This is a genomic window from Bradyrhizobium sp. BRP23, assembly GCF_020194135.1.
GTDB classification, from domain to species: Bacteria; Pseudomonadota; Alphaproteobacteria; order Rhizobiales; family Xanthobacteraceae; genus Bradyrhizobium; species Bradyrhizobium yuanmingense.
The window spans coordinates 410909-437367 of record NZ_JADYVW010000006.1 but is presented as its reverse complement, the minus strand read 5'-3'; the positions used below and the strand labels follow the sequence as shown (position 1 = coordinate 437367).

The window sequence follows — 26459 nt, the reverse complement described above, 5'->3', positions numbered from 1 at the left end:
GCTCCGGTCAATTGGTAAGACCAATTTTCCAAAATTGGCGGGTCGCGGGCGCCGGAGGCGCCGCGCGAGACCTTTTCGGGAGGACCAGCGTGCCGCTGGAAGCTGTGGAGGCGAGACGGCTCTATCGCCAGGTCGCCGATCAATTGCGAAGCCTGATCGACAGCGGCGAGTACGCGGTCGGCAGCCGCTTGCCGACTGAGCGCGACCTCGCGGAACAGCTCAAGGTGTCGAGGCCCACGGTGCGCGAAGCCTTGATTGCGCTCGAGGTCGAAGGGCGCCTGCGCATCCGCGTCGGATCCGGCATCTATGTGATCGAGCCCGCCGCCGTGGCCGCGCCGACAGCTGCTGCCGTCATCGAAGGCCCGTTCGAGCTGTTGCGCGCCCGCGAATTCCTGGAGAGCGCCATCTCCGAACAGGCCGCGCGCGTGGCGACGAAGGGTGACGTCGCCCGCATCGACGCCTCCCTGGTCGCGATGGAGAATGTCGAGCATCCCGGCGAAGCCTCGATGGTGCACGACCGTGCGTTCCACGTCGCCATCGCCGGAAGCCTCGGCAACGCCGTGCTGGTGCGCGTGGTCGGCGAGCTGTTCGACCAGCGGCTCAATCCCTATTTCGCGCAGCTCGCGCATTATTTCGAGAACCCGGGCACGTGGCGCACGGCACTCGACGAGCATCGCGCCGTTCGCGACGCGATCGCGGCGCGTGATCCCGAGGCGGCGCGCGAAGCCATGCGCGTTCATCTGGCGCGATCCCAGGAGCGCTTTGCACAGAACTTTGGCGCCGAGAACGCCGCAGCAGCGGCCTCGGGGCGAAGCCGGACCGCGCGACCCCTGGCGAAGCCGACGATACCAAAGCGATCACCGAAGAAGCGGGCCAAAGAACTGGCCAAGAGCGGCAGCTCGCGGCGGCGATAAAGATTGGGCGGCCCGCATCCATGCCGGGGCGGGCGAACAACAGACTTGAACGATGGAGGAAAAGTCGATGTTAAAGAAGATGACGATTGCAGCAGTGATTTCCGCCGCCACGCTGTTGGCAGCGACCAGCGCCAGCATGGCGCAGACCAAGCTCAAATGGGCCCATGTCTACGAGCCTTCGGAGCCGTTCCACACGGCGTCGGTCTGGGCCGCGCAGGAGATCAATAAGCGCACCAACGGGCGCTACCAGATCGAGGTCTATCCGGCCTCGCAGCTCGGCAAGGAGACCGACATCAACCAGGGCCTCTCGCTCGGTTCGGTCGACATCATCATCTCCGGATCGAGCTTCGCGGCCAAGAGCTTCGCGCCGATCGGCGTAACCTATTATCCCTACACCTTCCGCGATGCCGATCATCTGCTCGCCTACACCAAGAGCGACATCTTCAAGGAGCTCGCCAAGGGCTATGAGGACAAGAGCGGCCACCACATCGTCGCGGTGACCTATTACGGCGTGCGCCAGACCTCGTCCAACAAGCCGATCAAGACCTGCGCGGACATGAAGGGCCTGAAGATCCGCGTGCCCGACGTTCCGGCCTATCTGGCGATGCCGCGGGCCTGCGGCGCCAACACCGCGCCGATCGCGTTCGCCGAGGTCTATCTCGCGCTCCAGAACGGCACCGTCGAGGCGCAGGAAAATCCGCTGACGACGATCGAGGCCAAGAAGTTCTACGAGGTGCAGAAGCACATCGTGCTGACCGGCCACATCGTCGATCACCTCAACACCGTGATCGCCGGCGCGCTGTGGAAGAAGCTGTCCGACGAGGACAAGAAGATCTTCACCGACGTGGCGCAGGAGGCCGCTGCCAAGGCAACGGGCGAGATCAAGCAGAACGAGGCCAAGCTGGTCGCCTTCTTCAAGGACAAGGGGCTGACCGTGACCGAGGTCGACAAGAACGAGTTCCGCGACACCGTGCTGAAGAACGTCGCGTTCGAGACCTTCGGCTACCGCAAGGCGGATTGGGAGAAGATCCAGGCGGTGAAGTGACCGCCGCTTGCCCCGCCATAAGACCCTCATGGTGAGGAGCGCGAAGCGCATCTCGAACCATGAGGGCCCCGGTGTGCCCCGGGGGCATCCTTCGAGACGCTTGCTTCGCAAGCTCCTCAGGATGAGGAGCGGAGCAAGCGTGAGACAGTAGAACAAAGACGTCATTCCGGGTTCTCGCTTCGCGAGCCCCGGAACGACGATTTGGAGAGAGGTAACATGTCCACCGCCGAAATCCACCGGCAGATCACCGCCGACGAGATCGCGCACACCTTCGAGGAGGAGGCGACGCCGAAGGTCGATCTCGGCGTCTACGCCTTCGAGGACTGGGTGGCGCTGGCGATTTTCTGGGTGATGGCGCTCGCCGTCTTCCTGCAGTTCTTCACCCGTTACGTGCTCAACGACAGCTACGCCTGGACCGAGGAGATCGCGACCTATTGCCTGATCGGCGTGGTCTTCATCGGCTCGTCGATGTGCGTACGGCTGTCGCGGCATATCCAGGTCGACCTTGTCTATCGCTACCTGCCGCATGCCGTAGGACGCGTGCTGTCGACCGCGATCGACCTGATCCGGATCGCCTTCTTCGGCTACGCCATCAAGCTGGTCTGGGTCTACATCAGGATCATCGGCGACGAGCAGATGACCACCATCAATCTTCCCAAGGACTATGTCTATTACGCCGTGCTGCTCGGGTTCGTGCTGATGTTCGCGCGCTCTGTGCAGGTGGCAATCCAGAACTGGCGGCAGGGTTACTCGGTCCTCGAACGTCCCGGTGCCTACGACGGATCGGAAGGATAAAACCATGCTGCTGTTGCTCGGAGGCTTTCTCGTTCTCATGCTGCTCGGCGTTCCCGTGGCGATCGCCATGGCGGTGTCGTCGCTGCTCTATATCCTGGTCAGCGGCGTGACGCCCGACGTCACGCTGGCGCAGCGCATGATCGCCGGCGTCGAGAGCTTCCCGCTGCTCGCCGTGCCGTTCTTCATCCTGGCCGGCAATCTCATGAACATCGCCGGCGTCACCGGGCGCATCTACAAATTCGCGGTTGCGCTGGTGGGGTGGATGCGCGGCGGCCTCGGCCACGTCAACATCATCGGCTCGGTGATCTTCTCCGGCATGTCCGGCACCGCGATTGCGGATGCCGCCGGCCTCGGCACCATCGAGATCAAGGCGATGAAGGACCACGGTTACTCCACCGAGTTCTCGGTCGGCGTCACCGCGGCCTCGGCAACGCTCGGGCCGATCATTCCGCCGTCGCTGCCGTTCGTGATCTACGGCATGATGGCGAACGTCTCGATCGGCGCGCTGTTCCTGGGCGGCGTCATTCCCGGCGTCGTGCTAACGCTGTTCATGATGGTGACGGTCACCTATTTCGCGCACAAGAACAAATGGGGCAGCGACACGCCGTTCTCTTGGCCGCAGCTCGGCTCGGCCGGGCTCGAGATCCTGATCGTGCTGTCGTTCCCGATGGCGATCTGGCTGATGGTCCTCGCCGGCCTCTCGGTCAACATGGCCGTCGTCATCGGCCTCGGCACGCTGCTCCTGATCGACTGGTATTTCGACTTCTCGGCGGTGATGGCGTTGATGGCGCCGGTGATCCTGATCGGCGGCATGACGCTGGGCTGGTTCACGCCGACGGAAGCCGCCGTCGCCGCGGTGATCTGGTCGCTGTTCCTCGGCCTCGTCCGCTACCGCACCATGACGTTCCAGACCGTCGCCAAGGCGACCTTCGATACCATCGAGACCACGGCCTCGGTGCTGTTCATCGTCACGGCGGCGTCGATCTTCGCCTGGCTGCTGACGGTGTCGCAGGCGGCGCAGATGCTCTCGGACTGGATGCTCAGCATCACCCAGAACAAATGGGTGTTCCTGGCGCTCGCCAACGTGCTGATCCTGTTTGTCGGCTGCTTCATCGACACCACGGCGGCAATCACCATTTTGGTGCCGATCCTGCTCCCGATCGTGCTCAAGCTCGGCATCGACCCCATTCATTTCGGCCTGATCATGACGCTGAACCTGATGATCGGCCTGTTGCATCCGCCGCTCGGCATGGTGCTGTTCGTGCTCGCCCGCGTGGCAAAGCTCTCCGTCGAGCGAACGACGGTGGCGATCCTGCCCTGGCTGGTTCCGCTGCTGCTGGCGCTGATCGCGATCACCTTCATTCCCGAACTGACCCTCTGGCTGCCAAAATACATGGGACTCTCCAAATGACCTCGACCGCTCTCGCCGCGACCCTGTTCGGCCCCGAAGACCTGCGCATGATCGAGCATCCGCTCGACAGGCTCGCTGACGGCATGGTGCGCATCCGCTTCGGCGCCGGCGGCATCTGCGGCTCGGACATGCACTATTTTCGTCATGCCCGCACCGGAGACTTCGTGGTGAAGTCGCCGCTGGTGCTGGGACACGAGATCTCGGGCGAGGTCGTGGAGATCTCCGGTGCCGCTGCGAACCTGAAGGTCGGCGACCGCGTCGCCGTCAACCCGTCGCGCTGGTGCGGCCATTGCGTCGCCTGCCGCGAGGGCCGGCCGAACCTGTGCGAGAACATCTATTTCATGGGCTCGGCTTCGAAGACGCCGCACATGCAGGGCGGCTTCGCCAACTACTTCGATGCGATCCCTGCGCAGTGCGTGAAGATTCCCGATCACGTGTCCTACCAGGCGGCCGCGCTGGCCGAGCCGCTCGCGGTGTGCCTGCACGCGGTGGCGCGCGCCGGCAAGATCGAGGGCAAGCGCAGCATCATCTTCGGTGCCGGCCCGATCGGGCTTCTGACCATGCTCGCGGCGCACCGCGCCGGCATGGCCGACATCACCGTGGCCGACATCGCCCCGGCGCCGCTGACCTTTGCGACCAAGCTCGGCGCCTCCCATGTCGAGAATGTCTCGGCCGGCGAGGAAGGGCTGAAGGCGCAGGCCGCGTTGCGCCCCTATGACGTCGCCTTCGAGGTCTCGGGCACGGCTGCCGGCCTTGCCAGCGCGATCGGCATCGTCAGGCGCGGCGGCGTCGTGGTGCAGATCGGCAATCTGCCGGGCGGCCAGATCCCGACGCCGTCGAATGCGGTGATGGCGAAGGAGATCGATCTGCGCGGCTCGTTCCGCTTCGGCTTAGAGTTCATGAATGCGGTGGAACTGATCGGCAACGGCAGCGTCGATGTGCTGTCGCTGGTCACCGCCGAGCGGCCGCTCTCGACCGCGCCCGACGCGCTGCGGCTGGCGCTCGACCGTTCGCAGAGCGTCAAGGTCGTGCTGACCGCGAACTGACTTTTGTTTTGACGCGTTTTCTTCACGCGAACCGGTACCCACTTCGCTCGAAAACGCTTTGGGAGGCAGCACATGATGCTGGAGGGATGGCGCTGGTACGGGCCGGATGATCCGGTCTCGCTCGATGATGTCAGGCAGGCCGGGGCGAGCCAGATCGTCTCGGCGCTGCATCAGGTGCCGATCGGAGAGGCCTGGACGCGCAAGGCGGTCGAGGAGCGCAAAAACTTCATCGAGAACGGCCAGCCCGGCCGCTCGCAGCTGACCTGGTCGGTGGTGGAATCGATTCCGATCCCTGACGACGTCAAGCGCCTCGGCGGAAAAGCGATCAAGTCGATCGAGGCGTGGATCGCGAGCCTGGAGGCGGTCGCCGCGTCCGGCATCAAGATCATCTGCTATAACTTCATGCCCGTGGTGGACTGGTGCCGCACCGATCTGGAATGGGAGCTGCCGAACGGCGCCCGTGCCATGCGCTTCGACCAGGACCGCTTTGCGGCATTCGAGCTGCACATCCTGAAGCGCCCGGCGGCCGCGCAGGAGTATACCCCCGAGCAGCAGGCGCGCGCTAAAAAGCTGTTCGAGCAGATGAGCCAGGCGGATATCGACTATCTCGTCATGGTCATTGCCAGCGCGCTGCCGGGCTCGACCACCGAGCCGATGACGATCCCGCAATTCCGCGATCGGCTGGACACCTATCGCGACATCACGCCAAAGATATTGCGGCAGCATCTCGCGGAATTCCTCGCGCGCGTAACGCCGGTGGCCGAGCAGCTCGATGTCTCCTTGACGCTGCATCCGGACGATCCGCCGCGGCCGCTGTTCGGCCTGCCGCGCATTGCTTCCAGCGCCGACGATTATCAGGCGCTGTTCGATGCCGTGCCGTCCAAGGCCAACGGCATCTGCTTCTGCACCGGCTCGCTCGGCGTGCGCGCGGAGAACAATCTCCCTGATATGGCCGAGCGCTTCGGCCCGCGCATCGCGTTCGCCCATCTGCGCGCGACCAAGCGCGAGGCGGACGTCCTGTCGTTCTACGAGTCCGACCATCTCGACGGTGACGTCGACATGATCGCGGTGCTCAAGACGCTGCTAAAGGAGAACGCGCGGCGCGCACCGGACAAGAGAATCGTGTTTCGTCCCGATCACGGCCACCGCATGCTCGACGATCTCGCCGCCACCAAGCGCACCAATCCCGGCTACACCGCCATCGGCCGCCTGCGCGGCCTCGCAGAGTTGCGCGGTGCGATCAGGGCGATCGAGCATCGGTAGCGGGCAAACCTCTCTCCACACTGTCCTTGCGAGGAGCTCTTGCGACGAAGCAATCCAGAATCCCTCCGCGGAAAGACTCTGGATTGCTTCGCTGCGCTCGCAATGACGTGGAGGGAGGGGGGCGACGCCTCCACAGCGTCATGGCCGGGCTTGTCCCGGCCATCCACGCCTTACCACGTGGCACGGCGAACGTGGATGCCCGGGACAAGCCCGGGCATGACGGCTTCTTGTGAAGCTCGCTCCAGGCTCAATAGCACGCCGCCATGGCGCCGAGCTTCGGATAGAGCCGGTCGATCGCGGCGATCTCGCTTTTCATCTGCGCGATGATCCAGTCGCGGATCTCGGCGGCGATCGGGCGCATCGGGCGGTTGCGCGGCGGCAGGAATTCGCAGATGCGGCGCGTGGTGGTGAGCCGGTCGGAGGCCGGCACCAGCGCGCCGGTGAGCAGCCAGTGCGAGGCGACCGTCAGCCAGCCGAGCGCAATGCCCTGGCCGAGCAGCGCGGCCTGCACCACGACGGCATAGTCGGTGAAGCTCAGCGCCTTGGCCGCGCCGCGGCGGCCGGTGAGGAGCGAAGCGTAATCCGCGGCCCAGTCGCCCGGCGTCTCGGCGAGGCGAATGATGGTGTTGCCCTCGGTGGGATCGGTCTCGCCGAGATAGGTGGGGCTGCACATCGGCAGCATCACTTCCTTCATCACCAGGGTGCCGCCGGAGGGCGGCTCGTCGCGATCGCGGAAGCGCATGCCGAGGTCGACATTCTCCACCGGCCCGCGCAGCGCGCCGGAAATCAACTGGAAGCGCAGATCGACTTGCGGAAACTGCTTCTGCAGCTTGTCGATGCGCGGCATCAGCCAGTGCGTGGTGAAGGCGGAGGAGACCGACAGCGTCACCGTCTCGGTGCCCTTGCGCCGCCGCTCGATCTCGACGAGCCCGCTCTCGATGCTGCGAAAGCCTTCGAGCACGCGGCGATAGAGCAGCTCGCCTTCTTCGGTGAGCACCGCGCGGCCCGCCTTGCGATCGAACAGGCGAACGCCGAGATGCTCCTCGAACTGGCCGAGCATCCGGCTCACCGCCGGCTGCGTGACGTTCAGCTCGGCGGCCGCAGCCGTGAAGCTGCCATTGCGCGCCGCCGCGTCGAAGACGAACAGGGCGTTGCTGGACGGCAGCATGCGACGGAGCTCTGGCATAACGTCATGTTATGGGCGCGGTGAGAATTTGGCAATTGCCGGATTTTGCCAAGTCTGGTGTCATCAGCATGACAGCTTAAAGACAGGCCCTTCGAGAGAGGATTTGGTGCAGCGCACGCTTTGCCGTGAGTGCTCCAAATCCCTGTCTATAAAGCAGGCTTATGGCGCGCAGTGAGGCACGCCGGCTGAGGGACATCGCGAGGTCGATCGTTGGACAAGCGCGCGGAGAGCGTCGAGATCAGGTCCGCCAGCAAGGCCTATGGCGCCGTTCGCGCCCTCGACGACGTTTCGCTCAATGTCAGCGCCGGTGAATTCGTCTCACTGCTTGGCCCGTCCGGCTCCGGCAAGACCACGCTGCTCGGCATTTTGGGCGGCTTCATCCTGCCGACCTCAGGCACGATTCTATTCGGAGGCCGTGACGTCACCTACATGCCGCCGCACAAGCGCGACATCGGCGTGGTGTTCCAGAACTACGCGCTGTTTCCGCATATGAGCGTCGGGGAGAACGTCGCCTTTCCCTTGCGCGCGCGACGCCTGCCGAAATCCTTCTGGCCGGACAAGGTGCGCGCGGCGCTCAGCATGGTCGGGCTTGCCGGCTATGAAGAGCGCGGCATCGCGCAGCTCTCCGGCGGCCAGCGCCAGCGCGTGGCGCTGGCGCGCGCCATGATCTTCGAGCCGCGCCTGATCCTGATGGACGAGCCGCTTTCCGCGCTCGACAAGCAGCTGCGCGAATCCATGCAGATCGAGCTGCGCGCGTTGCACAAGCGGATCGGCGCGACCATCATCTACGTCACCCATGACCAGCGCGAGGCGCTGACCATGAGCGACCGCGTCGCCGTCATGAAGGACGGCCGGCTGGTCCAGATCGACGAGCCGGCGCGGCTGCATGACCATCCCGTCGATTCCTTCGTTGCCAGCTTCATCGGCGAAGCCACGATGCTGCCGGTCCGCCGCGTCGATGCTTCCAGCGTTGCGCTCGGCAATGCCTTGCTGCGCAGCGCACGCGCCATTCCCGATGGCGATGCCCTGATGCTGGCCGTGCACAGCGAGAAGCTGCTGATTGATGACGGCGCGCAGGATGCCGCCTGTAACCGGCTGACCGGGACCGTCACCGACATCGTCTATCAGGGCGAGAGCCTGCGCATTTTCCTCGCGCTCGAAGGCGGCATCGCGCTCAGCCTGCGCCAACCGAGCTATCACCAGGCCTATCACCGCATCCCGCCGCTCGGCGGCAGCCTCACCGTTACGCTCCACCCCGAGGACACCATTGTCGTACCCAGGGTGGACTGAATCCAGCCTTGTTCAACCGAGAGAAGAAGCGATATGTCGACCCAAGCCGCGTTCAGCAATTTCAAGGTCCTCACCTTCGACGTCGTCGGCACCCTGATCGATTTCGAGACCGGCGTACTTGAAGCGGTGCGCAAGATCGGAGGCAAGAAGGCGGCCGAGCTCAGCGACGAGCAGATCTTCGAATCCTACAAGCGAGGCCGCGACAAGCATTATGAGCGCTCCAGCGAGGTGATGTTCTACGTCTACCGCTATCTCGCCAAGGAGCTCGGGCTGCCGGCGGACGATGCCTCCTGTGACGTCTTCCAGCTTGCCGTGCTGCGCTGGGGGCCGTTCTCGGACTCGGTCGAGGCGCTGAAGCGCCTGCGCACAAAATTCCGCCTGGTCGCGATGACCAATGCCGACCGCGTGGCACTCTCATGCTACGCGCATGCGCTCGGTAATCCCTTCGATGACACCGTCTGCGCCGACGACACCGGCGTTGCAAAACCGAACCCGGAATTCTTCGCCTACAACAAGGGCCGCCAGTCCGCCTTCGGGTACAAGCAGTCCGACATCCTGCACGTCGCGCAGAGCCAATATCACGACATCGGGATCGCGCGGAAGCTCGGCTACAAGGTGTGCTGGATCGAGCGCCGCCAGGGCATCGCCGGATTCGGCGGCACGCCGGCGGTGGAGACGCTGACCAAGCCGGACTTCCATTATCCGACGTTGAAGGCGCTTGCCGACGCGGCCATCGGGCCGGCGACGTAACGGAGAGCTGTGGCATGACACGGGACTGGCGCGCGCTGCCTTCCGTCAATTCGCTGTGGGAAGCCACGGCGGAGCCGGCGCGCGCGTTTCCCGTGCTGTCGGGCGAGCAACAGGCGGATGTGGTGATCATCGGCGCAGGCTACACTGGCCTCTCCGCCGCGCACCACATTGCCAGGAGCGGGCTCAGCCCCGTCGTGCTCGAGGCCAACCGTCCCGGCTGGGGCGCGAGCGGGCGCAATGGCGGCGTGATCACCGCAAAATTCCGCCTCTCGTTCCGTGAGATCGATGCCGCACACGGCCGCGCCATGGCGCGGCGCATGTACGAGATCGCGCATGAATCGACCGACATGGTCGAGGAGCTCGTCTCCGAATTCGGCATCACCAGCGCGAACCTTGTGCGCACCGGCCAGGTCAAGGCCGCGCACAATGAGACGACGCTCAAGGCCGCGATCGACGAAGCCAACTGGATGACGCGCGAGATGGGCTCCGCCGCGGTCCGCATTCTCGACAAGGGACAGGTGCGTGAGGAGACCGGCTCCGAGATCTTTGTCGGCGGTGTGCTCAATCCCGGCTCGGGCGGGATCCATCCGCTGAACTATCTGCGCGGCCTCGCAAATGGCGTTGCAAGCCGCGGCGTTCCGATTTTCCAGGAGTCGCCGGTCGTCAAGCTCCGGCGCGAGAAGGACGGCATCGTTGCCGAGACACCGCAAGGCGCGGTGCGCGCCAGGCAGGCGATCATTGCCACCAACAGCTATTCGGATCTGACCGGTGCCACCGCGCATCTGCAGCGCACGCTGATCCCGTTCCGCAGCGCCATGGTCGCAACCGAGCGGCTTCCCGGCAATCTCGCGGGAAAACTGATGCCGACGGGGCGCACCTACACCGAGACCAAGCGCATGATGCGCTGGTTCCGCATGGTCGACAACCGCGTCATCTTCGGCGGCCGCGGCGCCTTCGGCAAGCAGGATTCGCAGGCCGCATTCGACGCCTTGCGCAAGGCGATGGTCGGCATCTTCCCCGATCTCGCCGATGTCCCGCTCGCATACAAATGGTCGGGCCTCGTCGCGATGACGCTGGACTCGGTCCCACATATCGGCCGGCTCGATGACCGCACGCTCTTCTCGGTCGGCTACAACGGCGCAGGCGTTGCGATGTCGAGCCTGATGGGCAGCTATCTCGCCGCCTTCGTGCGCGGCGAGGCGCCCGACGTCGGCCTGCTCGACGCCCGGCGCATGAAGGCGATTCCGTTCTATCCGCTGCGGGAGCCCGCCGTGCGCGTGGTCGCCGGCTGGTACCAGTTTCTCGATGCGATCGGTCAGTGAGATCATTTGGAGGAGGTGAGGATGACGATGAAGCAGAAATTTGGATTGGGCTGCGCGCTGCTGGGCGCAATCGGACTGACCAGCGCGGCTGATGCCGCCGAGCAGATCACCTTCGTCTCGCAGGGCGGCGCCTATCAGCAGGCGCAGACGGTGGCGATCCTCGATCCCTCCGCCAAGAAGCTCGGCATCACCATCAACCAGGACTCCATTCCCGATGCCTGGCCCGCGATCAAGACGCAGGTCGGCAGCGGCAAGCCGATCTGGGACGTCGTCGACACCCCGACCGGTAACTGCCTGCGCGGCGGCGAACAGGGGCTGATGGAGAAGCTCGACTTCTCGAAGATTCCAAACGGCGCGGCGATGCCGGAGGCCTATCGCAGCCCCTATTCAGTGTCCTACGAGTTCTATTCGAGCGTACTTGCCTACAGCCAGAAGAAATTCCCGAAGGACGCGCCGAACAGCTGGGCCGATTTCTGGGACGTGAAGAAATTCCCCGGCCGCCGCGCGCTGCGCAACCATCCGTTTGCAACGTTGGAGGCGGCGCTGATGGCCGACGGCGTCGCACCGGACAAGCTTTATCCGCTCGACGTCGACCGCGCCTTCAAGAAGCTGGAAGAGATCAAACCGCACATCACGGTGTGGTGGACCTCGGGCGCGCAGTCGGCGCAGTTGCTCAATGACGGCGAGGTCGACATGGAGATGGCCTGGAATGGCCGCGTCAGTGCCGTCGCCAAGGAAGGCGCGAAGGTCGCCTTCACCTACAACCAGGGCATCCTGCAGAGTACCTCGCTCTGCATCCTCAAGGGCGCGCCGAATCTCGCCACCGCGATAAAATTCCTCAACGAGGCCGTCGATCCCGTGCACCAGGCCAATCTGCCACTGCACATCGACTATGGTCCGGGCAACCCGAAGGCGTTCGAGACCAGCGTGATCAAGCCCGAGCGCGCCGCGCAATTGCCGAGCGAGCCGGCCAATGCGGCCAAGCAGGCGCTGATGTCCTACGCCTGGTGGTCCTCGCCGGCGGGCGAAGCCGCCGAGAAGCGCTGGGCGTCCTTCATGCAGAAGTGAGCGAGGCAACGTTGACGACTTCAATGCCAGATCCCTCCCAAAAACATCAGCGCCGTGAGCACGGCCTGATGCTGGCACTGGTCTCGCCGGCGCTGCTGGTGATCCTGGCTCTGATCGTGCTGCCGGTGGGCTGGCTGGCCTGGCAGTCGATCTACCATGACGGCTTCACGCTGGAGAATTATCGCCGCGTCTTCACCGAAGACGTCTACTGGCGCAGCTTTGCGCTGACCTTCGAGATCAGCCTCGCGGTCACGGCAATCGCGCTGCTGCTCGGCTATCCCGTGGCCTACCTTGCCAATTCGGTGCCGAAAGGGTGGAGCATCCTCATCCTCTCGCTGGTCGTGCTGCCGTTCTGGACCAGCGTGCTGGTCCGCGCCTATGCCTGGCTGGCGCTGCTGCAGCGCACCGGCGTGATCAACCAGTTCCTGCGCTATCTCGATGTGACCTCCGAGCCGCTCGCGCTGGTCCACAACACCTTTGGCACGGTGGTTGCGACCGTGCACATCCTGCTGCCCTTCATGGTGTTGCCGCTCTACGCCACCATGCAGAAGATTCCCAACGATCTCATGCAGGCCGGCGCCAGCCTGGGCGCGAGCCCGTCGCTCACCTTCATGCGCGTGTTCCTGCCGCTGTCGCTGCCGGGCGTGCTCGCCGGCTGCACCATGGTGTTCGTGCTCTGTCTCGGCTTCTACATCACGCCGGAGCTACTCGGCGGCGGCCGCACCGTGATGGTGTCGATGCTGGTGAGCCGCAATGTCGAGCTCTACAACCAGTTCGGGGCGGCGAGCGCGGTCGCGGTGGTGCTGCTCATCAGTGTGCTCGTGATCTTCTTCGTCGTCAGCCGCTCCATCTCGCTCGACCGCGTGTTGGGGCAGAAATGATGCGCGCCTCGCCCGCACGGATCGCCCTCTACGTGGTCAGCGCGCTGGTGCTGGTCTATCTGATCCTCCCCGTTCTGATTATCGCGCCGATCTCGTTCTCCAGCGCGCGCTTTCTCACCTTTCCGCCACCGTCCTTTTCGCTGCGCTGGTACCAGCAATATTTCTCAAATCCCGCCTGGATGCAGGCGACGCGGGTGACGCTGACGGTCGCCCTCCTCACCGTCGTGATCGCGATCCCGTTCGGGGTGGCCGCTGCCTATGCCATCAGCCAGTCGAAGCTGCGCATCATGAGGCTGATCCACTTGGCGCTGCTGTTGCCGCTGGTGGTGCCGATCATCATCACCGCCGTCGGCATCTTCTTCGTCTATGCCAAAGTCGGTCTGGTCGCGACCATACCCGGCCTCGTGCTGGCGAACGTGATGCTGGGCCTGCCCTATGTCGTCATCTCGGTGCTCGCGGGCCTGCAGAGTTTCGATCCCGCGCAGGAGATGGTGGCGCGCAGCCTCGGCATGAACCGCCTGCGCAGCTTCTTCGCGGTGACGCTGCCGCAGATCAAGTCCAGCGTGGTTGCGGGCGGAATCTTCGCCTTCATCTCGGCGATGGACGAGACCATCGTCGCGCTGTTCATTTCCGGTGGCCAGTATCAGCCGTTGACCAAGCGCATGTTCACCGCGCTGCGCGACGAGATCGATCCGACCATCGCCGCGATATCGACCTTGATGACGGCGGCCTCATTCATGCTGGTGCTGCTGGCGAGCGCGCGACAGAAGCGGAGCGGGTGAGGACAGCCCACGTCCCCAGGGACCCCGATCCCGGACGGGCTGAAGCTGAGGAGATCAAATCACCCGATCGCGAAATCGGCGGCCGTCTCGGCGTGAATGGCCGTGGTGTCGAATGTCTCGACCGACGTGTCATTAGGGCCGACCAGCATGGTGATCTCGGTGCAGCCGAGGATGATGCACTCGGCGCCGCCGGCGACGAGCGCCGCCATCACCTCCTGGTAGCGGCGGCGCGAGGGCGCGGCGACGTTGCCGAGGCACAGCTCGTCGTAGATGATGCGGTTCACCTCGGCGCGCTCGTCCGCGGGAGGGACCATGACGTCGAGACCGTGCGCGCGCAATCGGTCGATGTAGAAGTCTTCCTCCATCGTGAACTTGGTGCCGAGCAACCCGACGCGCCGATATCCCTTGCCCCGAATCCGCTCGGCCGTCGCATCGCCGATGTGGATGAACGGAACGCTCACGCTGGATATGATCTCGGGCGCCAATTTATGCATCGTGTTGGTGCACAGCACGATCGCCCGCGCGCCGGCGCTTTCGAGCAGCCGCGCGACCTCCGCCAGGCTCGCCGCCGCCTCCTGCCAGCGGCCGGCATATTGCATCTGCTTGATCTCCTCGAAATCGTAGGAATACATCAGAAGCGGGGCCGAATGCAGCTTGCCGATGCGGTCGCGGACCCGCTCGTTGATGAGCTTGTAGTAAAGCGCGGTGCTCTCCCAGCTCATGCCTCCGATCAGGCCAATGGTTTGCATTCCGGTGCTCCCGAACAGTGATTCAGAGGGATCGTAGACGAAGATGCCGAAGCTCGCCATCATGGCCGCGGCAGGGCCTGTAGTGCAAACGGCAGGGACGGGCATGACGCCTGCGCAGGCTGCGAGAAGCCTTTCGACCTTGCGCACGCTCTCGGCCTGTCTTAGGCCAGTTCCCGAACACGTGCGTATCGCCGAAGTCTTGAGGGAGCCGACATGACCATTCGCAACACCCGTACCGGGGGCCAGATCCTCATCGATCAGCTCGTCGCCCAGGGCGTCGAGCGCGTCACCTGCGTGCCGGGCGAGAGCTATCTGGCGGCGCTCGATGCGTTGCATGACAGCCCGATCGACGTCGTGATCTGCCGCGCCGAAGGCGGTGCGGCGATGATGGCGGAGGCCTATGGCAAGCTCACGGGGCGGCCGGGCGTCTGCTTCGTCACCCGCGGCCCCGGTGCCACCAATGCCAGCCACGGCGTCCACATCGCGATGCAGGATTCGACCCCGATGATCCTGTTCGTCGGCCAGGTCGACACCGGCATGCGCGAGCGCGAGGCGTTCCAGGAGCTCGACTACAAGGCGGTGTTCGGCTCGATGGCGAAATGGGCGGTCGAGATCGATCGCCCCGACCGCATTCCGGAGCTGGTCGCGCGTGCCTTCCGCGTCGCCATGCAGGGCCGCCCCGGTCCCGTGGTGATCGCGCTGCCGGAGAACATGCTGACCGAGACCGCGGCCGTTGCCGATGCCATGCGCATCGAACCCGCCGTGAGCTGGCCGGCGCCTGCCGATATCGAGAAGCTTGGCGCCATGCTGGCCGGCGCGAAGGCGCCACTCGTCATTCTCGGCGGCTCGCGCTGGACCGACGAGGCGACCAAGAGCATCGCGCGGTTCGCCGAGCGGTTCGACCTGCCGGTCGCGACCTCGTTCCGCCGGGCCTCGCTGATCGATGCCGATCATTCGCATTATGCAGGCGACCTCGGCATCGGGCCGAGCCCGGGTCTGAAGGCGCGCATCGACAATGCCGACGTCCTCCTGCTCATCGGCGGCCGCATGTCGGAGATGCCGTCCTCGTCCTATACGCTGCTCGACATTCCCAATCCGAAGCAGAAGCTGATCCATGTGCATCCGGGCTCCGAAGAGCTCGGCCGCGTCTATCAGCCTGATCTGGCGATCCAGGCGACGCCGGCAGCCTTCGCCGCCGCGGTCGAGACGCTGAAGCCGTCAGTTGCGGTGGCGTGGAAGGGCGAGGCCGCCAAGGCGCATGCCGATTATCTGGCCTGGACCGGGAAGGCGCGCGAGCTGCCGGGCAGGTTCCAGTACGGCGAGGTGATGACCTGGCTGCGCGACCGCCTGCCGAAGGACGCGATCGTCTGCAACGGCGCCGGCAACTACGCCGGCTGGATCCATCGCCATCACCGCTTCCACAGCTTTGCCGCCCAGCTCGCGCCGACCTCGGGCTCGATGGGCTATGGCGTGCCGGCGGGTGTGCTGGCCAAGCGGCAATACCCGGATCGTGTCGTGGTCGCGTTTGCGGGCGACGGCTGCTTCCTGATGAACGGCCAGGAATTCGCCACCGCCGTGCAGTACGACGCGCCCCTGGTCGTCATCATCATCGACAATTCGCAATACGGCACCATCCGCATGCACCAGGAGCGCGACTATCCCGGCCGCGTCGTCGGCACCCAGCTCAAGAACCCGGATTTCGCGATGTATGCGAAGGCGTTCGGCGGCCATGGCGAGCGCGTCGAGCGCACCGAAGAGTTCGCACCGGCTTTCGAGCGCGCGCTCGCCTCGGGCAAGCCGTCGATCCTCCATTGCATCATCGATCCCAGGGCGATCTCGGTCGGCAAGGATTTTACGCCCGCAGTGAAGGCTTAGGGCGATGCCGGACGGCCGCCACGTCGCCATCATCGGAGCCGGCGCGGTCGGCGTGATCAGCGCCATCGAGGCGCTGCGCGAGGGCCATCGCGTCACGCTGATCGATCCGGGCGAGCCCGGCGGCGAACAGGCGGCGAGCTACGGCAATGCCGGCTGGCTGTCGTCGCATTCGGTGATTCCACCGGCGGAGCCGGGTGTCTGGAAGAAGGTGCCGGGCTATCTCCTGGACCCGCTCGGCCCGCTCGCGATCCGCTGGTCTTACTTGCCGAAGGCGCTGCCCTGGCTGATCAAGTATCTGCTCTCGGGCTGGACCGCGGCGCGGGTCGAGACCACGGCGTTCGCGCTGCGCGATCTCCTGAAGGACGCGCCGCTGCTGCACAAAAAGCTCGCGGAAGAAGCCGGCGTCCCCGAGCTGATCGAGCGCAACGGCGTGATGCACGTGTTCACATCGCGCGGCAATTTCGACAATGATCTCGGCTGGCGCCTGCGCAGGAAGGTTGGCGTCGAATGGCTGGAGCTCAATGCCGACGAAATGCGCCAGCGTGAGCCGGATCTGGATCCGCGCTACACCTTCGGTGTCGTGGTGGAGGAAGCCGGGCGCTGCCGCGATCCCGGCGCTTATGTTGCAGCCCTTGCCAATCATGCGATTGCGAGCGGCGCGAAGCACGTACGCGCCAAGGCGACCGGGCTGAAGCTCAAGGGCGGCAAGCTCGTCGCTGTCGTCACCGAGACCGGCGAGATCGCCTGTGACGCCGCGGTGGTCGCGGCCGGTGCCCGCTCGAAGCAGCTCACCGCGTCGGTCGGCGATCCCCTCCCGCTCGAGACCGAGCGCGGCTATCATGTCGTGATCGAGAATCCGGAAGCAGGCCCGCGCAGCTCGATGATGGCCTCCGACGCCAAGCTGGTGGTGAACTGGACCAACAAGGGCCTGCGCGCCGCCGGGACCGTCGAGATCGCGGGCCTCGAGGCCGCGCCGAACTGGAAGCGCGCCGAGATTCTGCGCAACCACCTCGTCAGCATGTTCCCGAAACTGCCGAAGGACATTCCGGCCTCGCGCGTCAAGACCTGGTTCGGCCATCGCCCGAGCATGCCGGACGGACGGCCCTGCATCGGCTATGCGCGCGCCTCCCGTGATATCGTCTATGCGTTCGGCCACGGCCATGTCGGCCTGGTCGGCTCGGCCCGCACCGGCCGTCTGGTCGCCCAGCTCGTGAGCGGCAAGGCGCCGGAGATTCCGCTCGCGCCGTTTGCGCCCGATCGTTTCCTCTGAGAGCGCACCATGACCAACTCAGTCAGCTCGCCCTCCCGCATCGCCCGTGGCGGCAAGGCCATCTACGGCGCGCCGCTCGGCATCCTGATGCTGGAAGCGCGCTTTCCCCGCATTCCCGGCGACATGGGCAACGGCATGACCTGGCCATTCCCGGTGCTCTATCGCGTGGTGAGCGGCGCCTCGCCCGAAAAGGTCGTGCTGAAGGGCGCGGCCGGCCTCTTGCCCGATTTCATCGATGCGGCCAAGGATCTGGTGCGGCTGGGGGCGGAGGCCATCACCACCAATTGCGGCTTCCTCTCGCTGTTCCAGAAGGAGATCGCGGCCGCCGTCGGCGTTCCCGTCGCGACGTCATCGCTGATGCAGGTGCCGTGGGTGCAAGCGACCCTGCCGCCGGGCAAGCGCGTCGGCCTCGTCACGGTGTCCGGCTCGACCTTGACGCCGGCCCATCTCGAAGGTGCCGGCGTGCCGCTCGACACGCCGCTGGTCGGCACCGAGAACGGCAAGGAGTTCTTCCGTGTCCTGATCAAGGCCGAGAAGGACGACATGGACATCGCGCAAGCCGAGCGCGACGTGGTCGAGGCCGGCAAGGAGCTCGTCGCAAAGCATCCCGATGTCGGCGCCATCGTGTTCGAATGCACCAACATGCCGCCTTATGCCGCCGCGCTTCAGGCCGAAGTCGGATTGCCCGTCTATGACATCTATTCCATGATCACCTGGTTTCATGCCGGGCTGCGCCCGCGCGTCTTTGCGTGAATGCGTCCGTGAGATCGTCACACATCCAGGAGTGAACCCATGAAACTATCCGGCAAGGTCGCCGCCATCACCGGCGCGGCGCGCGGCATCGGCAAGGCCTGCGCGAAGAGATTTTTGGACGACGGCGTCAAGGTCGTCATCTCCGACGTCGATGCCGAGGGTTTGGCGGCGACGACCGCCGAGCTCGGGCGGCCGGATGCGCTACGCACTGTCGTCGGCAATGTCGCCAAGCGCGCGGACGTGGATCAGCTGGTCGCGACCGCGGTGAAGGAGTTCGGCCGGCTCGACATCATGGTCAACAATGCCGGCGTCGCCCGCAATCGCGACATTCTCGACATCACCGAGGATGAGTTCGACGAGATCATCGGCATCAATCTGAAGGGCGCGTTCTTCGGCGTGCAGGCGGCGGCAAGGCAAATGATCGCGCAAGGCGGCGGCGGGGTCATCGTCAACATGTCCTCGGTGAACGCGCTGCTGGCGATCCCTTCGCTTGCGACCTACGCGATGTCGAAGGGCGGCATGAAGCAGCTGACCTCGGTTGCCGCCGTCGCGCTCGCTCCGCACAACATCCGCGTCGTCGCAGTCGGACCCGGCACGATCCTGACGGACATGGTGAAGTCGTCGATCTACACCTCGGCCGACGCCCGCAAGACGGTGATGTCACGCACGCCGGCCGGCCGCGGCGGCGAGCCGAGCGAGGTGGCCTCCGTCGTGGCGTTCCTTGCCAGCGACGATGCGTCCTACATCACCGGGCAGACGATCTATCCGGATGGCGGCCGGCTGGTTCTGAACTACACGGTGCCGGTGAAGGAGAAGTAGGGGCGTTGTCGCCCCACTCTCGCTGTCATCGCCCGGCTTGACCGGGCGATCCAGTATTCCGAGGCGGTCGTGATTGAATCGATGGGCCGCGGCGTACTGGATTCCCCGCCTTCGCGGGGAATGACAGTCGTCGTGAGGCAGGCAGTCTGCCTCTTACTCCGCCGCGACCGTCAACCCGTAACCCAGCCGCTTCGAGATGCCCCCGGCGCAGTCGCGCAGCGCATGCGCGATCGGGCTGTCCCAGCGGGCGTCAAAAGTGCCTTCCGGGCCCATCGCGGTGATGACCAGCGCGACGTGGCCGGAATGATCGAACACCGGGGCGGCGAACGCGTTGACGCCGGGCAGGGGATCGCCGAGCGCGCGGGCGAGGCCGTGCTTGCGCACCTCGGTCAGCATCTCGGCGACCTTCGCCCCCTTAACGGCGCGCTTCGGGTTGTAGCCGACGCCATGGCGGTCGAGGCCGCTGTCGAGTGCCGCGCTGATCGTCTGCTCCGGCAGGAACGCCGCGAAGGCGCGGCCGGTCGCGGTCTCCAGCAGCGCCATCACCGAGCCGACGCGCATCACGATGTGCACCGGCTGGGCCGGCTCTTCGAGCTGCACCACGGTCGGGCCGTGCGTGCCCCAGACCGCGAGCGAGACGGCGTGGCCGATCTGGCTCGCAAGGCCCGCGATCTTGGGCCGCGCGATGCGCACGCCCGAGAGGCGGCGCAGGCTGATCAGGCCGAGCTCCAGCGCCAGCGCGCCGATCTCGTAGCGGCCGGTGGTCTCGTCCTGCTCGATCAGGCCGATGCGGGAGAAGCTGGCGAGATAAGGATGCGCCTTGGCCGGCGTCATGCCGGCCTCGCGGGCGAGATCGCGCAGCATCATCGGCTCGCTGCTCCGCGCGAGCGCGCGAAGCAATTCGCCGCCGACCTCGATCGACTGGATGCCGCGGCTCTCTCTCTTCATGCGCCTCCGATGCGCCTCGGTCGTTGTTTGAGCATGGTCTCTTCGGAAAACCGCTGCACACTTTTCCGGATCATGCTCTACGCCGCGTCGCGCTTGGCGGCGCTGTCGGCAAGATGTCTGCCGGCAATGTAGCCGAAGATCAGCGCCGGCCCAAGCGTGATGCCGGCGCCCGGATAATTGCCGCCCATGATGCTCGCCATGTCGTTGCCGGCGGCATAGAGACCGGGAATCACCCGTCCTTCGGCATCGAGCGCCCGTGCGTTCGCGTCGGTGACGATGCCGGCATAGGTGCCGAGATCGCCGATCACCATCTTGATGGCGTAGAACGGGCCGTTCTCGATCGGTGCGACGCAGGGGTTGGGGCCGTGCAACGCATCGCCCTGGTAGCGGTTATAGGCCTTCGAGCCCTTGCCGAAAGCGGCGTCGCGTCCCAGCGGCGCCGTCTCATTGAACTGCCTGACCGTCTCGGCGAACGCCTTGGAATCGATCCCGGCTTTCGCCGCCAGCGCTTCCAACGTGTCGCCGCGCATGAGATAGCCGGTCTTCAAATGATGACCCAGCGGCATCGGAAACGGCGGCACGCAGCCGAGGCCGTATTTCCGCAGCGTCTTGTGATCGCAGACGAGAAATGCGGCGATCTCCTCGCCGGGCTTGGCGGCCTTGATCATGGCCTGGACGAAGTCGTGATAGGAATTGCCCTCATTGGCGAAACGCCTGCCGTCGCGCATCACCGCGATCACGCCGGGCTTGGCGCGATCGATGAAGTGCGGCATCACTCCCTTGGAGCCGTCCTTGCGCGTGGTCAGCGATACCGGCACCCAGGCCGCCGCGTTCGGCAGGCGGTCCTCGATGCGGCCGCCGGCGCCTTCTGCAAGGCGCAAGCCGTCGCCGGTATTGCCCGTAGGCCCGGGCGAATAATGCTCAACGCCGGTCGGCGCATGCGGGAACATCTTCCTGCGCCGCCCGACGTCATGCGGAAAGCCGCCGCAGGCGAGCACAACGCCCTGTCGTGCACGAACGCGCACCTCGCGTCCCTCGCGCGAGACGATGGCGCCGGTCACGGCGCCGTTCTCGACCGTCAGCTCGCGCACCGGCGAGGACAGCCACATCGGAATCTTCAGGTCGAGCGCTGACTTTGCGAGGCGGCCTGCGAGCGCATTGCCGTTGGTGAGCGTCATGCCGCGGCCATAGCGCAGCACGTCCATGAAATGCCGCGTCAGGCGCTTCGCGACATAGACCGCCGAGGTCAGCGACTTCGTCACCCGCATGAAGTGGATGATCTCCTTGCCGCTTCCCAACATCATGCCGAACACGGTGAGCTCGGGCAGCGGCATGCCGAGCGATTTGATGAGAATGCCGAGCTCGCGGCCGTCGAACGGGCGCGTCACCATGGAGCGGCCGCCCTGGGCACCGCCGGGCGCTTCCGCGTGATAATCGGGAAACACCAGCGGCATGTCGAAGCGCAGCGCCGTCTTGGTGGTGAAGAAATCGACCGCTTCAGGACCGGCGCTGAGGAAGGCATCGACGCGTGCTGCGTCGTAATTGTTGCCGGCCTCATGCCGCAAATACGTGCGGGCCTGTTCCGGCGTCTCCTCGATGCCATACGCCTTAGCCAGCGACGTGCCGGGGATCCAGAGCCAGCCGCCGGAGCGGGCCGTGGTGCCGCCGAAGCGCGGCTCCTTCTCGACGATCAGTACGTCGAGCCCGCGATAACGCGCGGTGATCGCGGCCGACATGCCGGAGCAACCCGATCCGGCCACGAGCACGTCGCACTCGTACGTCTCCATGGTGCCATGCTCGTTGCCAGCCATATCGGGCCTCACTTCTTCAGGAGCGGACACTTGGATTCGGAGACCGGGCGGAAGGCGTCATCGCCCTTCACGGTCTTGACGATGTCCAGATAATCCCACGGCTCCTTGGACTGCTCGGGCGACTTCACCTTGGCGAGATACATGTCGCGGATGACGCGGCCGTCCTCGCGCAACTTGCCGCCATGGACGAAGATATCCTCGATCGGCAGCTCGCGCATCTTCGCCATCGCCTTGGCGGAATCGTCGGTGCCGGCCGCCTTGATCGCCTTGAGATAGTGCAGCACCGCGCCGTAGACGCCGGTCTGAATCATGGTCGGCATCACCTTGGTGCGCTCGTAGAACTTCTTCGACCAGGCGCGCGTGGCCTCGTCCATGGCCCAGTAGGACGCCGTGGTCATGTAGGTGCCCTGCGCGGCCTTCAGGCCGATCGCGTGCACGTCGGTGTCGAACATCAACAGGCCGACCAGCTTCTGTCCACCCTGGACCAGGCCGAACTCGCCGGACTGCTTGATGGCGTTGTCGGTGTCCTGGCCGGCGTTGGCGAAGGCGACCACGTCGGATTTCGAACTCTGCGCCTGCAGCGCGAAGGAGGAGAAGTCGGCGGTGTTGGTCGGATGCCTGACGCCGCCGAGCACCTTGCCGCCCATCTCGTTGACGAAGCGCGTGGCGTCCTTCTCGAGTTGATGGCCGAAGGCATAATCCGCGGTGATGAAGTACCAGGACTTGCCGCCTTCCTTGATCACGGCGGAAGCCGTCACCTTCGAGAGCGCATAGGTGTCGTAGGTGAAATGTACGGTGTTCGGGCTGCACAGCTCGTCGGTCAGCGAGCTCGCGCCGGGGCCGGAGAGCAGGGCGACTTTGCCGCGCTCGCGCACCATGTTGTGCACGGCGATCGCGATGCCGGAATTGGGGATGTCGACGACGGCGTCGACCTTGCCGTTGTCGAACCAGCCGCGGACGATCTGAACGCCGACGTCCGTCTTCATCTGGTGGTCGGCGCTGATGATCTCGATCGGCTTGCCGAGCACGGTCGGCCCGAATTCCTCCACGGCCATCTTTGCGGCCTCGACCGAGCCCGGCCCAGAGTTGTCGCGGCCCCAGCTCGACAGGTCCGTCAGCACGCCGATCCGCACCGCGTCGTCGGACACTTGCGCGCTGGCACCTGTGGTCATGGCAGCCGAAGTCATGGCCGCGAGCACGGCGCAGGCCAGAAGCCCTCTCATTATCGTTTCCTCTCTTTTTGGCCGCTTGGTGCGGCAGGGTCGTTGTGGAGGGAAATTAGATAATGGCGAATTAGTTTGTCAATGGCGAATAACGGCTGTCGGGCCGGTTCCACGATGGCCGGGTGATGCCCCTTAAGGAGCGCTCCTGCCTCAACACCCGTCATTGCGAGCGAAGCGAAGCAATCCAGAGTCTTTCCGCGGAGGCGGTCTGGATTGCTTCGTCGCAAGGGCTCCTCGCAATGACGGGTGGTGCGCGACCTGCGCACAAATCCCGCGCCGTAATCCTGTGGGAGGCAACACCTCCACAGATTGCAGCCGTCACAAGGTTTGGCCATGATGCCGTCCGGAATCCTTTTAGGGCAGGGCATGACGACAGCAACGGGGGTCTCCGCTTCCGCGGAAAGATCGACGACGGCGCATGTGGTGTGGGCGAGTGCGCTCGGCACCGCGATCGAGTGGTACGATTTCCTGATCTACGGCACGGCGGCGGCGCTGGTCTTCAACAAGCTGTTCTTCCCGAGCTTCGATCCCTTTGTCGGCACGCTGGCGGCATTCTCGACCTATGCGGTCGGTTTCGTCGCGCGGCCGATCGGCGGCGCCATCATCGGGCATTACGGCGACCGGCTCGGCCGCAAGACCATGCTGGTTGCGACCATGATCGCGATGGGGCTCGGCACCTTCCTGATCGGCTGCCTGCCGACCTACGATCAGATCGGCGTCTGGGCCCCGATCCTGCTCGTGATCCTTCGTTTCGTTCAGGGCATCGGGCTCGGGGGCGAGTGGAGCGGCGCGGTCGTGATGGTGATCGAGCACGCCGGCAATCGCCGCGGCTTCTACGGCAGCCTGGTGCAGGTCGGCTTTCCCGTCGGCGTCGCCGCCTCCACCGGCATTTTCGCCCTGATGACGAAGCTGCCCGAGGCGGACTTCCTCAGCTGGGGCTGGCGCGTGCCGTTCCTGATCAGCATTCTGCTGGTCGGCGTCGGCTTCATCGTGCGGCTCAAGCTCGCCGAGACGCCTCACTTCAAGGAGATCGTCGAGCGCAAGGAGGTGCTGGCGCAGCCGGCCCTCGAAGTGCTGCGCCGCGACTGGCGCAGCTTTCTGCTCGCGATCGGCATCACGGTATCGGAGGTCGGGCTCGCTTATCTCCTCACCGTGTTCACGGTGGTTTACGCGACGACCAAGCTCGGCCTGCCCCGGCAGGTGATCCTGGATGCGGTGGTCTATGCCGCGATCGTCGAGTTCGCGACGCTGCCGCTTGCCGGCTGGCTGTCCGACATCTTCGGACGCAAGGCGCTGTATCTGGCCGGCGGCGTGTTCTCGGTGGCGTTGGCGTTTCCGCTGTTCTGGTTCCTCGATACCAGGGAGCCGGCGCTGATCACGCTTGCGCTCGTCGTCACGATGACGCTCACCCATGCGCTGCTGTTCGGGCCGAAGGCCGCGTTCATGCCGGAGCTGTTTCGCACCCAGGTGCGCTACAGCGGTGCCTCGCTCGGCGCCAACGTCGCGGCGGCGCTCAGCGGCGGCTTCTCGCCGCTGATCGCGGCTGCGCTGCTGGCTTGGGCCGGCTCCTACTGGGCGGTGTCGGTCTACATCGTCGCGCTGTCGGTCATCACGATCGTCGCGACGCTGCTGGCGCCGGAGACGGCGCGGGGCCCGCTAAGATCCTGAGCGTCGGGACAAGCAAGCCGGACTTGCAGCGTTCGGAAACACCAGGAAGGTGATGGTCGTCGGCGCAAGCCTGACTGCTCCCGGCGGTGCTGCGCGTGCCTCGAGCCGGGGCAGCTGGCCCTCAGGGGTCAGCGTGAGCCTCTTGCCGTTCAACTGCACAATCGTACCCTGCAACTGCGCTGCGTGCAGCGTGTACCGCTTGGCGGAATCCGGCAGCGATAGCGTGCGCGATGTGCCGCGCGAGGTGTTGATTGCGAGCAGCGACACCGCGCCTGTCGTGGCTGGGTGGCAATGCGCGTAAAGATGGAGATCGCGCGCAGCAGGTTTGCCTGCGTCGAGCACGATCGTTCCCATCAGCCGGCGCCAGAGCAGCGCGGCCCAATAGCTCGGCCGCGGCCGGAACGTTGTTTCGTCCAGCAGGCCGTAATCGCTGGCAGCCAGCGTGTTGTGCATCACCACTTGGACGCCGGCCTTCGCCAGGCGTCCGAGCTGGTCGAGATAGCGGAACGTGTCCAGAAAAGTCCGGTCCCATAAGCCGCCGCCGCAGGCGGCATCAGCCGTCTCGGTCAGCCAGATCGGCTTGCCCGGCTCGAATGCGTTGCGCAGCGCCTGGTAGGTCCGGAGTGTCGTATCCGTGCGCGCCAGCCATTGCTCCGAGAGGGCCTGCGCCGGATCGTCGTGCCCGCCGCAGCGCGGTGAGATCGTGTTGTAATGGTGATAGGAGAATCGATCGACGCCGGGACCGGATGCGGCAAGCAGGTCCCGCGTGGTGAGCCCCGCTCCGGACGGCGATGGTGCATCGCCGACCGAGCCGGGACCGAGGATCAGCGTCTCCGGTGCGGCGCGCCGCATCCACTCGCGAAAGACCTTGAAGTCGCGGCCATACGCGGCCGCGTCATAGCCCGCCGGTGCACCGCCCGTCGCTGCGAGCGTCGGCTCGTTCATGAATTCGGCGGCGGCGATGCGCCCACCCAGAGCGCGCGTGGTGTCGACCAGATGCTGCGCCTGATCCGGCTTCCATATGCCGTGGTCATCGCGGCTGCCGGGACTGATCGCAAAGGAGGTGACGATCTCCGCATCGACGGCATGCGCGAACTCCACGACGCCGCGCCACTGCGCTCGGCTGAGCACCGTGTTGAATCCCGGCGGTGGCTCTCCCGGCGTCTCGGCGAAGAACGTCGCATTGGCCCAGGTGCCGCTCACGCGCAGATAGGCCGGCGACAACGCGGCGGCGAGCAGGCGCAGTCGCGCATTGGCAAGATCGATCGGCGGCCGCGCGCTGTAACGATCCCGTTCGTCGAAGCCACGTGCGGTTCGCGGATAAGGCTTCCAGAACCGTCCGCCGGTCACCTCCACCATCTCGATGTTGTAGGATTGAAAGCGCGCATCGATCGTTCCGAGCGTCTTTAGCCCGGCAGGCGAGATGGCAATGTCGTCGGCCTGCGCCGCAAAGGTGGTTGCGGCGGCCAGCAGGGCAATCGCGCCGGCCGTGCGACCGGCCGGACGCGGTCGGGTCCCTGGTCTGCGGTGTGCTGCCGCCTGGTTCGTCATGCGCGTTGCCCGGGGCCAGATGCGCGGAGGCAACCTGGC

The 26459-nt window shown here is 65.4% G+C and carries 23 protein-coding genes; 17 read left to right on the top strand and 6 right to left on the bottom strand.

Annotation, left to right across the window (positions count from 1 at the left end):
- Positions 1-89: 89 nt before the first annotated feature.
- The 6 genes from I6F24_RS19545 (at position 90) to uxuA (ending at position 6474) form a co-directional block, all read left to right on the top strand.
- Positions 90-914, top strand: a complete 825-nt coding sequence (locus I6F24_RS19545) for a FadR/GntR family transcriptional regulator (protein ID WP_225149165.1) — start codon at positions 90-92, stop codon at positions 912-914.
- Between the two features lie 67 nt (positions 915-981).
- Complete coding sequence (locus I6F24_RS19540) at positions 982-1959, top strand: sialic acid TRAP transporter substrate-binding protein SiaP (protein ID WP_225139182.1); 978 nt, start codon at positions 982-984, stop codon at positions 1957-1959.
- Positions 1960-2175: 216 nt separating this feature from the next.
- A complete protein-coding gene (locus tag I6F24_RS19535; RefSeq protein WP_036007120.1) occupies positions 2176-2754 on the top strand; it encodes a TRAP transporter small permease in 579 nt (192 codons plus the stop codon).
- A gap of 4 nt (positions 2755-2758) precedes the next feature.
- Positions 2759-4165 (top strand): TRAP transporter large permease, encoded by a 1407-nt coding sequence (locus I6F24_RS19530; RefSeq protein ID WP_109144799.1) that lies wholly within the window; start codon positions 2759-2761, stop codon positions 4163-4165.
- Positions 4162-5211, top strand: a complete 1050-nt coding sequence (locus I6F24_RS19525; RefSeq protein WP_225156463.1) for an L-idonate 5-dehydrogenase — start codon at positions 4162-4164, stop codon at positions 5209-5211. The genes I6F24_RS19530 and I6F24_RS19525 overlap by 4 nt, the downstream gene beginning before the upstream one ends.
- 72 nt (positions 5212-5283) lie before the next feature.
- On the top strand, positions 5284-6474 hold the full coding sequence (gene uxuA / locus I6F24_RS19520) for a mannonate dehydratase (RefSeq protein WP_225149163.1): 1191 nt from the start codon (positions 5284-5286) through the stop codon (positions 6472-6474).
- A gap of 247 nt (positions 6475-6721) precedes the next feature.
- Here the strand turns inward: uxuA and I6F24_RS19515 are convergent, their stop codons facing one another.
- Positions 6722-7660, bottom strand: a complete 939-nt coding sequence (locus I6F24_RS19515) for a LysR family transcriptional regulator (RefSeq protein WP_036027386.1) — start codon at positions 7658-7660, stop codon at positions 6722-6724.
- Between the two features lie 210 nt (positions 7661-7870).
- On the opposite strand from I6F24_RS19515, the gene I6F24_RS19510 reads away from it, so the two are divergent.
- The 6 genes from I6F24_RS19510 to I6F24_RS19485 all read left to right on the top strand — a co-directional run bounded on the left by I6F24_RS19510 (position 7871) and on the right by I6F24_RS19485 (position 13753).
- Positions 7871-8950: an ABC transporter ATP-binding protein gene (locus I6F24_RS19510; RefSeq protein ID WP_225149162.1), complete on the top strand. Its 1080-nt coding sequence runs from the start codon at positions 7871-7873 to the stop codon at positions 8948-8950.
- A gap of 33 nt (positions 8951-8983) precedes the next feature.
- Positions 8984-9700: an HAD family hydrolase gene (locus I6F24_RS19505; RefSeq protein ID WP_036027384.1), complete on the top strand. Its 717-nt coding sequence runs from the start codon at positions 8984-8986 to the stop codon at positions 9698-9700.
- Between the two features lie 14 nt (positions 9701-9714).
- Entirely contained in the window at positions 9715-11022 is a 1308-nt protein-coding gene (locus I6F24_RS19500) for an FAD-binding oxidoreductase (RefSeq protein WP_036027382.1), read from the top strand.
- Between the two features lie 21 nt (positions 11023-11043).
- Positions 11044-12090: an ABC transporter substrate-binding protein gene (locus I6F24_RS19495; protein WP_036027380.1), complete on the top strand. Its 1047-nt coding sequence runs from the start codon at positions 11044-11046 to the stop codon at positions 12088-12090.
- 68 nt (positions 12091-12158) lie between these two features.
- On the top strand, positions 12159-12971 hold the full coding sequence (locus I6F24_RS19490) for an ABC transporter permease (RefSeq protein ID WP_225156461.1): 813 nt from the start codon (positions 12159-12161) through the stop codon (positions 12969-12971).
- The gene (locus tag I6F24_RS19485; protein WP_225149160.1) at positions 12968-13753 is read left to right on the top strand and encodes an ABC transporter permease; all 786 of its coding nucleotides are present in this window, start codon (positions 12968-12970) and stop codon (positions 13751-13753) included. The genes I6F24_RS19490 and I6F24_RS19485 overlap by 4 nt, the downstream gene beginning before the upstream one ends.
- A gap of 59 nt (positions 13754-13812) precedes the next feature.
- On the opposite strand, the gene I6F24_RS19480 is transcribed toward I6F24_RS19485, so the two are convergent.
- Positions 13813-14502: an aspartate/glutamate racemase family protein gene (locus I6F24_RS19480; protein ID WP_225149159.1), complete on the bottom strand. Its 690-nt coding sequence runs from the start codon at positions 14500-14502 to the stop codon at positions 13813-13815.
- Between the two features lie 213 nt (positions 14503-14715).
- Between I6F24_RS19480 and I6F24_RS19475 the strand changes: the two genes are divergently transcribed.
- The 4 genes from I6F24_RS19475 to I6F24_RS19460 are packed head-to-tail and all read left to right on the top strand — an operon-like array spanning position 14716 to position 19219.
- Entirely contained in the window at positions 14716-16377 is a 1662-nt protein-coding gene (locus I6F24_RS19475; RefSeq protein WP_225149158.1) for a thiamine pyrophosphate-binding protein, read from the top strand.
- A 4-nt stretch (positions 16378-16381) separates the two neighbouring features.
- On the top strand, positions 16382-17647 hold the full coding sequence (locus tag I6F24_RS19470) for an FAD-binding oxidoreductase (protein ID WP_225149157.1): 1266 nt from the start codon (positions 16382-16384) through the stop codon (positions 17645-17647).
- A 9-nt stretch (positions 17648-17656) separates the two neighbouring features.
- Complete coding sequence (locus I6F24_RS19465) at positions 17657-18400, top strand: aspartate/glutamate racemase family protein (RefSeq protein WP_225149156.1); 744 nt, start codon at positions 17657-17659, stop codon at positions 18398-18400.
- Positions 18401-18439: 39 nt separating this feature from the next.
- Positions 18440-19219 (top strand): SDR family oxidoreductase, encoded by a 780-nt coding sequence (locus I6F24_RS19460; protein ID WP_225149155.1) that lies wholly within the window; start codon positions 18440-18442, stop codon positions 19217-19219.
- 153 nt (positions 19220-19372) lie between these two features.
- Here I6F24_RS19460 and I6F24_RS19455 read toward each other — a convergent pair whose 3' ends face one another.
- From I6F24_RS19455 to I6F24_RS19445, 3 genes are all read right to left on the bottom strand, one after another.
- Positions 19373-20167 carry an IclR family transcriptional regulator gene (locus tag I6F24_RS19455; protein WP_225149154.1) on the bottom strand — a complete coding sequence of 265 codons (795 nt, stop codon included), beginning with the start codon at positions 20165-20167 and terminating at the stop codon, positions 19373-19375.
- 77 nt (positions 20168-20244) lie between these two features.
- Entirely contained in the window at positions 20245-21978 is a 1734-nt protein-coding gene (locus I6F24_RS19450; protein ID WP_225149153.1) for an FAD-dependent oxidoreductase, read from the bottom strand.
- Between the two features lie 8 nt (positions 21979-21986).
- Positions 21987-23201 (bottom strand): ABC transporter substrate-binding protein, encoded by a 1215-nt coding sequence (locus tag I6F24_RS19445; protein ID WP_225149152.1) that lies wholly within the window; start codon positions 23199-23201, stop codon positions 21987-21989.
- A gap of 366 nt (positions 23202-23567) precedes the next feature.
- Here I6F24_RS19445 and I6F24_RS19440 point away from each other — a divergent pair, with 366 nt between their 5' ends.
- On the top strand, positions 23568-24869 hold the full coding sequence (locus I6F24_RS19440) for an MFS transporter (RefSeq protein WP_036007173.1): 1302 nt from the start codon (positions 23568-23570) through the stop codon (positions 24867-24869).
- Here I6F24_RS19440 and I6F24_RS19435 read toward each other — a convergent pair.
- On the bottom strand, positions 24858-26420 hold the full coding sequence (locus I6F24_RS19435) for a hypothetical protein (protein ID WP_051056911.1): 1563 nt from the start codon (positions 26418-26420) through the stop codon (positions 24858-24860). The genes I6F24_RS19440 and I6F24_RS19435 overlap by 12 nt on opposite strands.
- Positions 26421-26459 lie beyond the last annotated feature (39 nt).

Excerpts from the sequence above, each read along its gene's own strand:
- I6F24_RS19500 (WP_036027382.1), top strand. The coding sequence starts at position 9,715 with ATGACACGGGACTGGCGCGCGCTGCCTTCCGTCAATTCGCTGTGGGAA.
- I6F24_RS19475 (WP_225149158.1), top strand. The coding sequence starts at position 14,716 with ATGACCATTCGCAACACCCGTACCGGGGGCCAGATCCTCATCGATCAG.
- I6F24_RS19440 (WP_036007173.1), top strand. The coding sequence starts at position 23,568 with ATGACGACAGCAACGGGGGTCTCCGCTTCCGCGGAAAGATCGACGACG.
- I6F24_RS19445 (WP_225149152.1), bottom strand. The coding sequence starts at position 23,201 with ATGAGAGGGCTTCTGGCCTGCGCCGTGCTCGCGGCCATGACTTCGGCT.
- I6F24_RS19505 (WP_036027384.1), top strand. The coding sequence starts at position 8,984 with ATGTCGACCCAAGCCGCGTTCAGCAATTTCAAGGTCCTCACCTTCGAC.
- I6F24_RS19535 (WP_036007120.1), top strand. The coding sequence starts at position 2,176 with ATGTCCACCGCCGAAATCCACCGGCAGATCACCGCCGACGAGATCGCG.
- I6F24_RS19460 (WP_225149155.1), top strand. The coding sequence starts at position 18,440 with ATGAAACTATCCGGCAAGGTCGCCGCCATCACCGGCGCGGCGCGCGGC.
- I6F24_RS19480 (WP_225149159.1), bottom strand. The coding sequence starts at position 14,502 with ATGCAAACCATTGGCCTGATCGGAGGCATGAGCTGGGAGAGCACCGCG.
- I6F24_RS19455 (WP_225149154.1), bottom strand. The coding sequence starts at position 20,167 with ATGAAGAGAGAGAGCCGCGGCATCCAGTCGATCGAGGTCGGCGGCGAA.
- I6F24_RS19470 (WP_225149157.1), top strand. The coding sequence starts at position 16,382 with ATGCCGGACGGCCGCCACGTCGCCATCATCGGAGCCGGCGCGGTCGGC.
- I6F24_RS19530 (WP_109144799.1), top strand. The coding sequence starts at position 2,759 with ATGCTGCTGTTGCTCGGAGGCTTTCTCGTTCTCATGCTGCTCGGCGTT.
- I6F24_RS19435 (WP_051056911.1), bottom strand. The coding sequence starts at position 26,420 with ATGACGAACCAGGCGGCAGCACACCGCAGACCAGGGACCCGACCGCGT.
- I6F24_RS19495 (WP_036027380.1), top strand. The coding sequence starts at position 11,044 with ATGACGATGAAGCAGAAATTTGGATTGGGCTGCGCGCTGCTGGGCGCA.
- I6F24_RS19485 (WP_225149160.1), top strand. The coding sequence starts at position 12,968 with ATGATGCGCGCCTCGCCCGCACGGATCGCCCTCTACGTGGTCAGCGCG.
- I6F24_RS19490 (WP_225156461.1), top strand. The coding sequence starts at position 12,159 with ATGCTGGCACTGGTCTCGCCGGCGCTGCTGGTGATCCTGGCTCTGATC.
- I6F24_RS19515 (WP_036027386.1), bottom strand. The coding sequence starts at position 7,660 with ATGCCAGAGCTCCGTCGCATGCTGCCGTCCAGCAACGCCCTGTTCGTC.
- I6F24_RS19540 (WP_225139182.1), top strand. The coding sequence starts at position 982 with ATGTTAAAGAAGATGACGATTGCAGCAGTGATTTCCGCCGCCACGCTG.
- I6F24_RS19465 (WP_225149156.1), top strand. The coding sequence starts at position 17,657 with ATGACCAACTCAGTCAGCTCGCCCTCCCGCATCGCCCGTGGCGGCAAG.
- I6F24_RS19525 (WP_225156463.1), top strand. The coding sequence starts at position 4,162 with ATGACCTCGACCGCTCTCGCCGCGACCCTGTTCGGCCCCGAAGACCTG.
- I6F24_RS19450 (WP_225149153.1), bottom strand. The coding sequence starts at position 21,978 with ATGGCTGGCAACGAGCATGGCACCATGGAGACGTACGAGTGCGACGTG.
- uxuA (WP_225149163.1), top strand. The coding sequence starts at position 5,284 with ATGATGCTGGAGGGATGGCGCTGGTACGGGCCGGATGATCCGGTCTCG.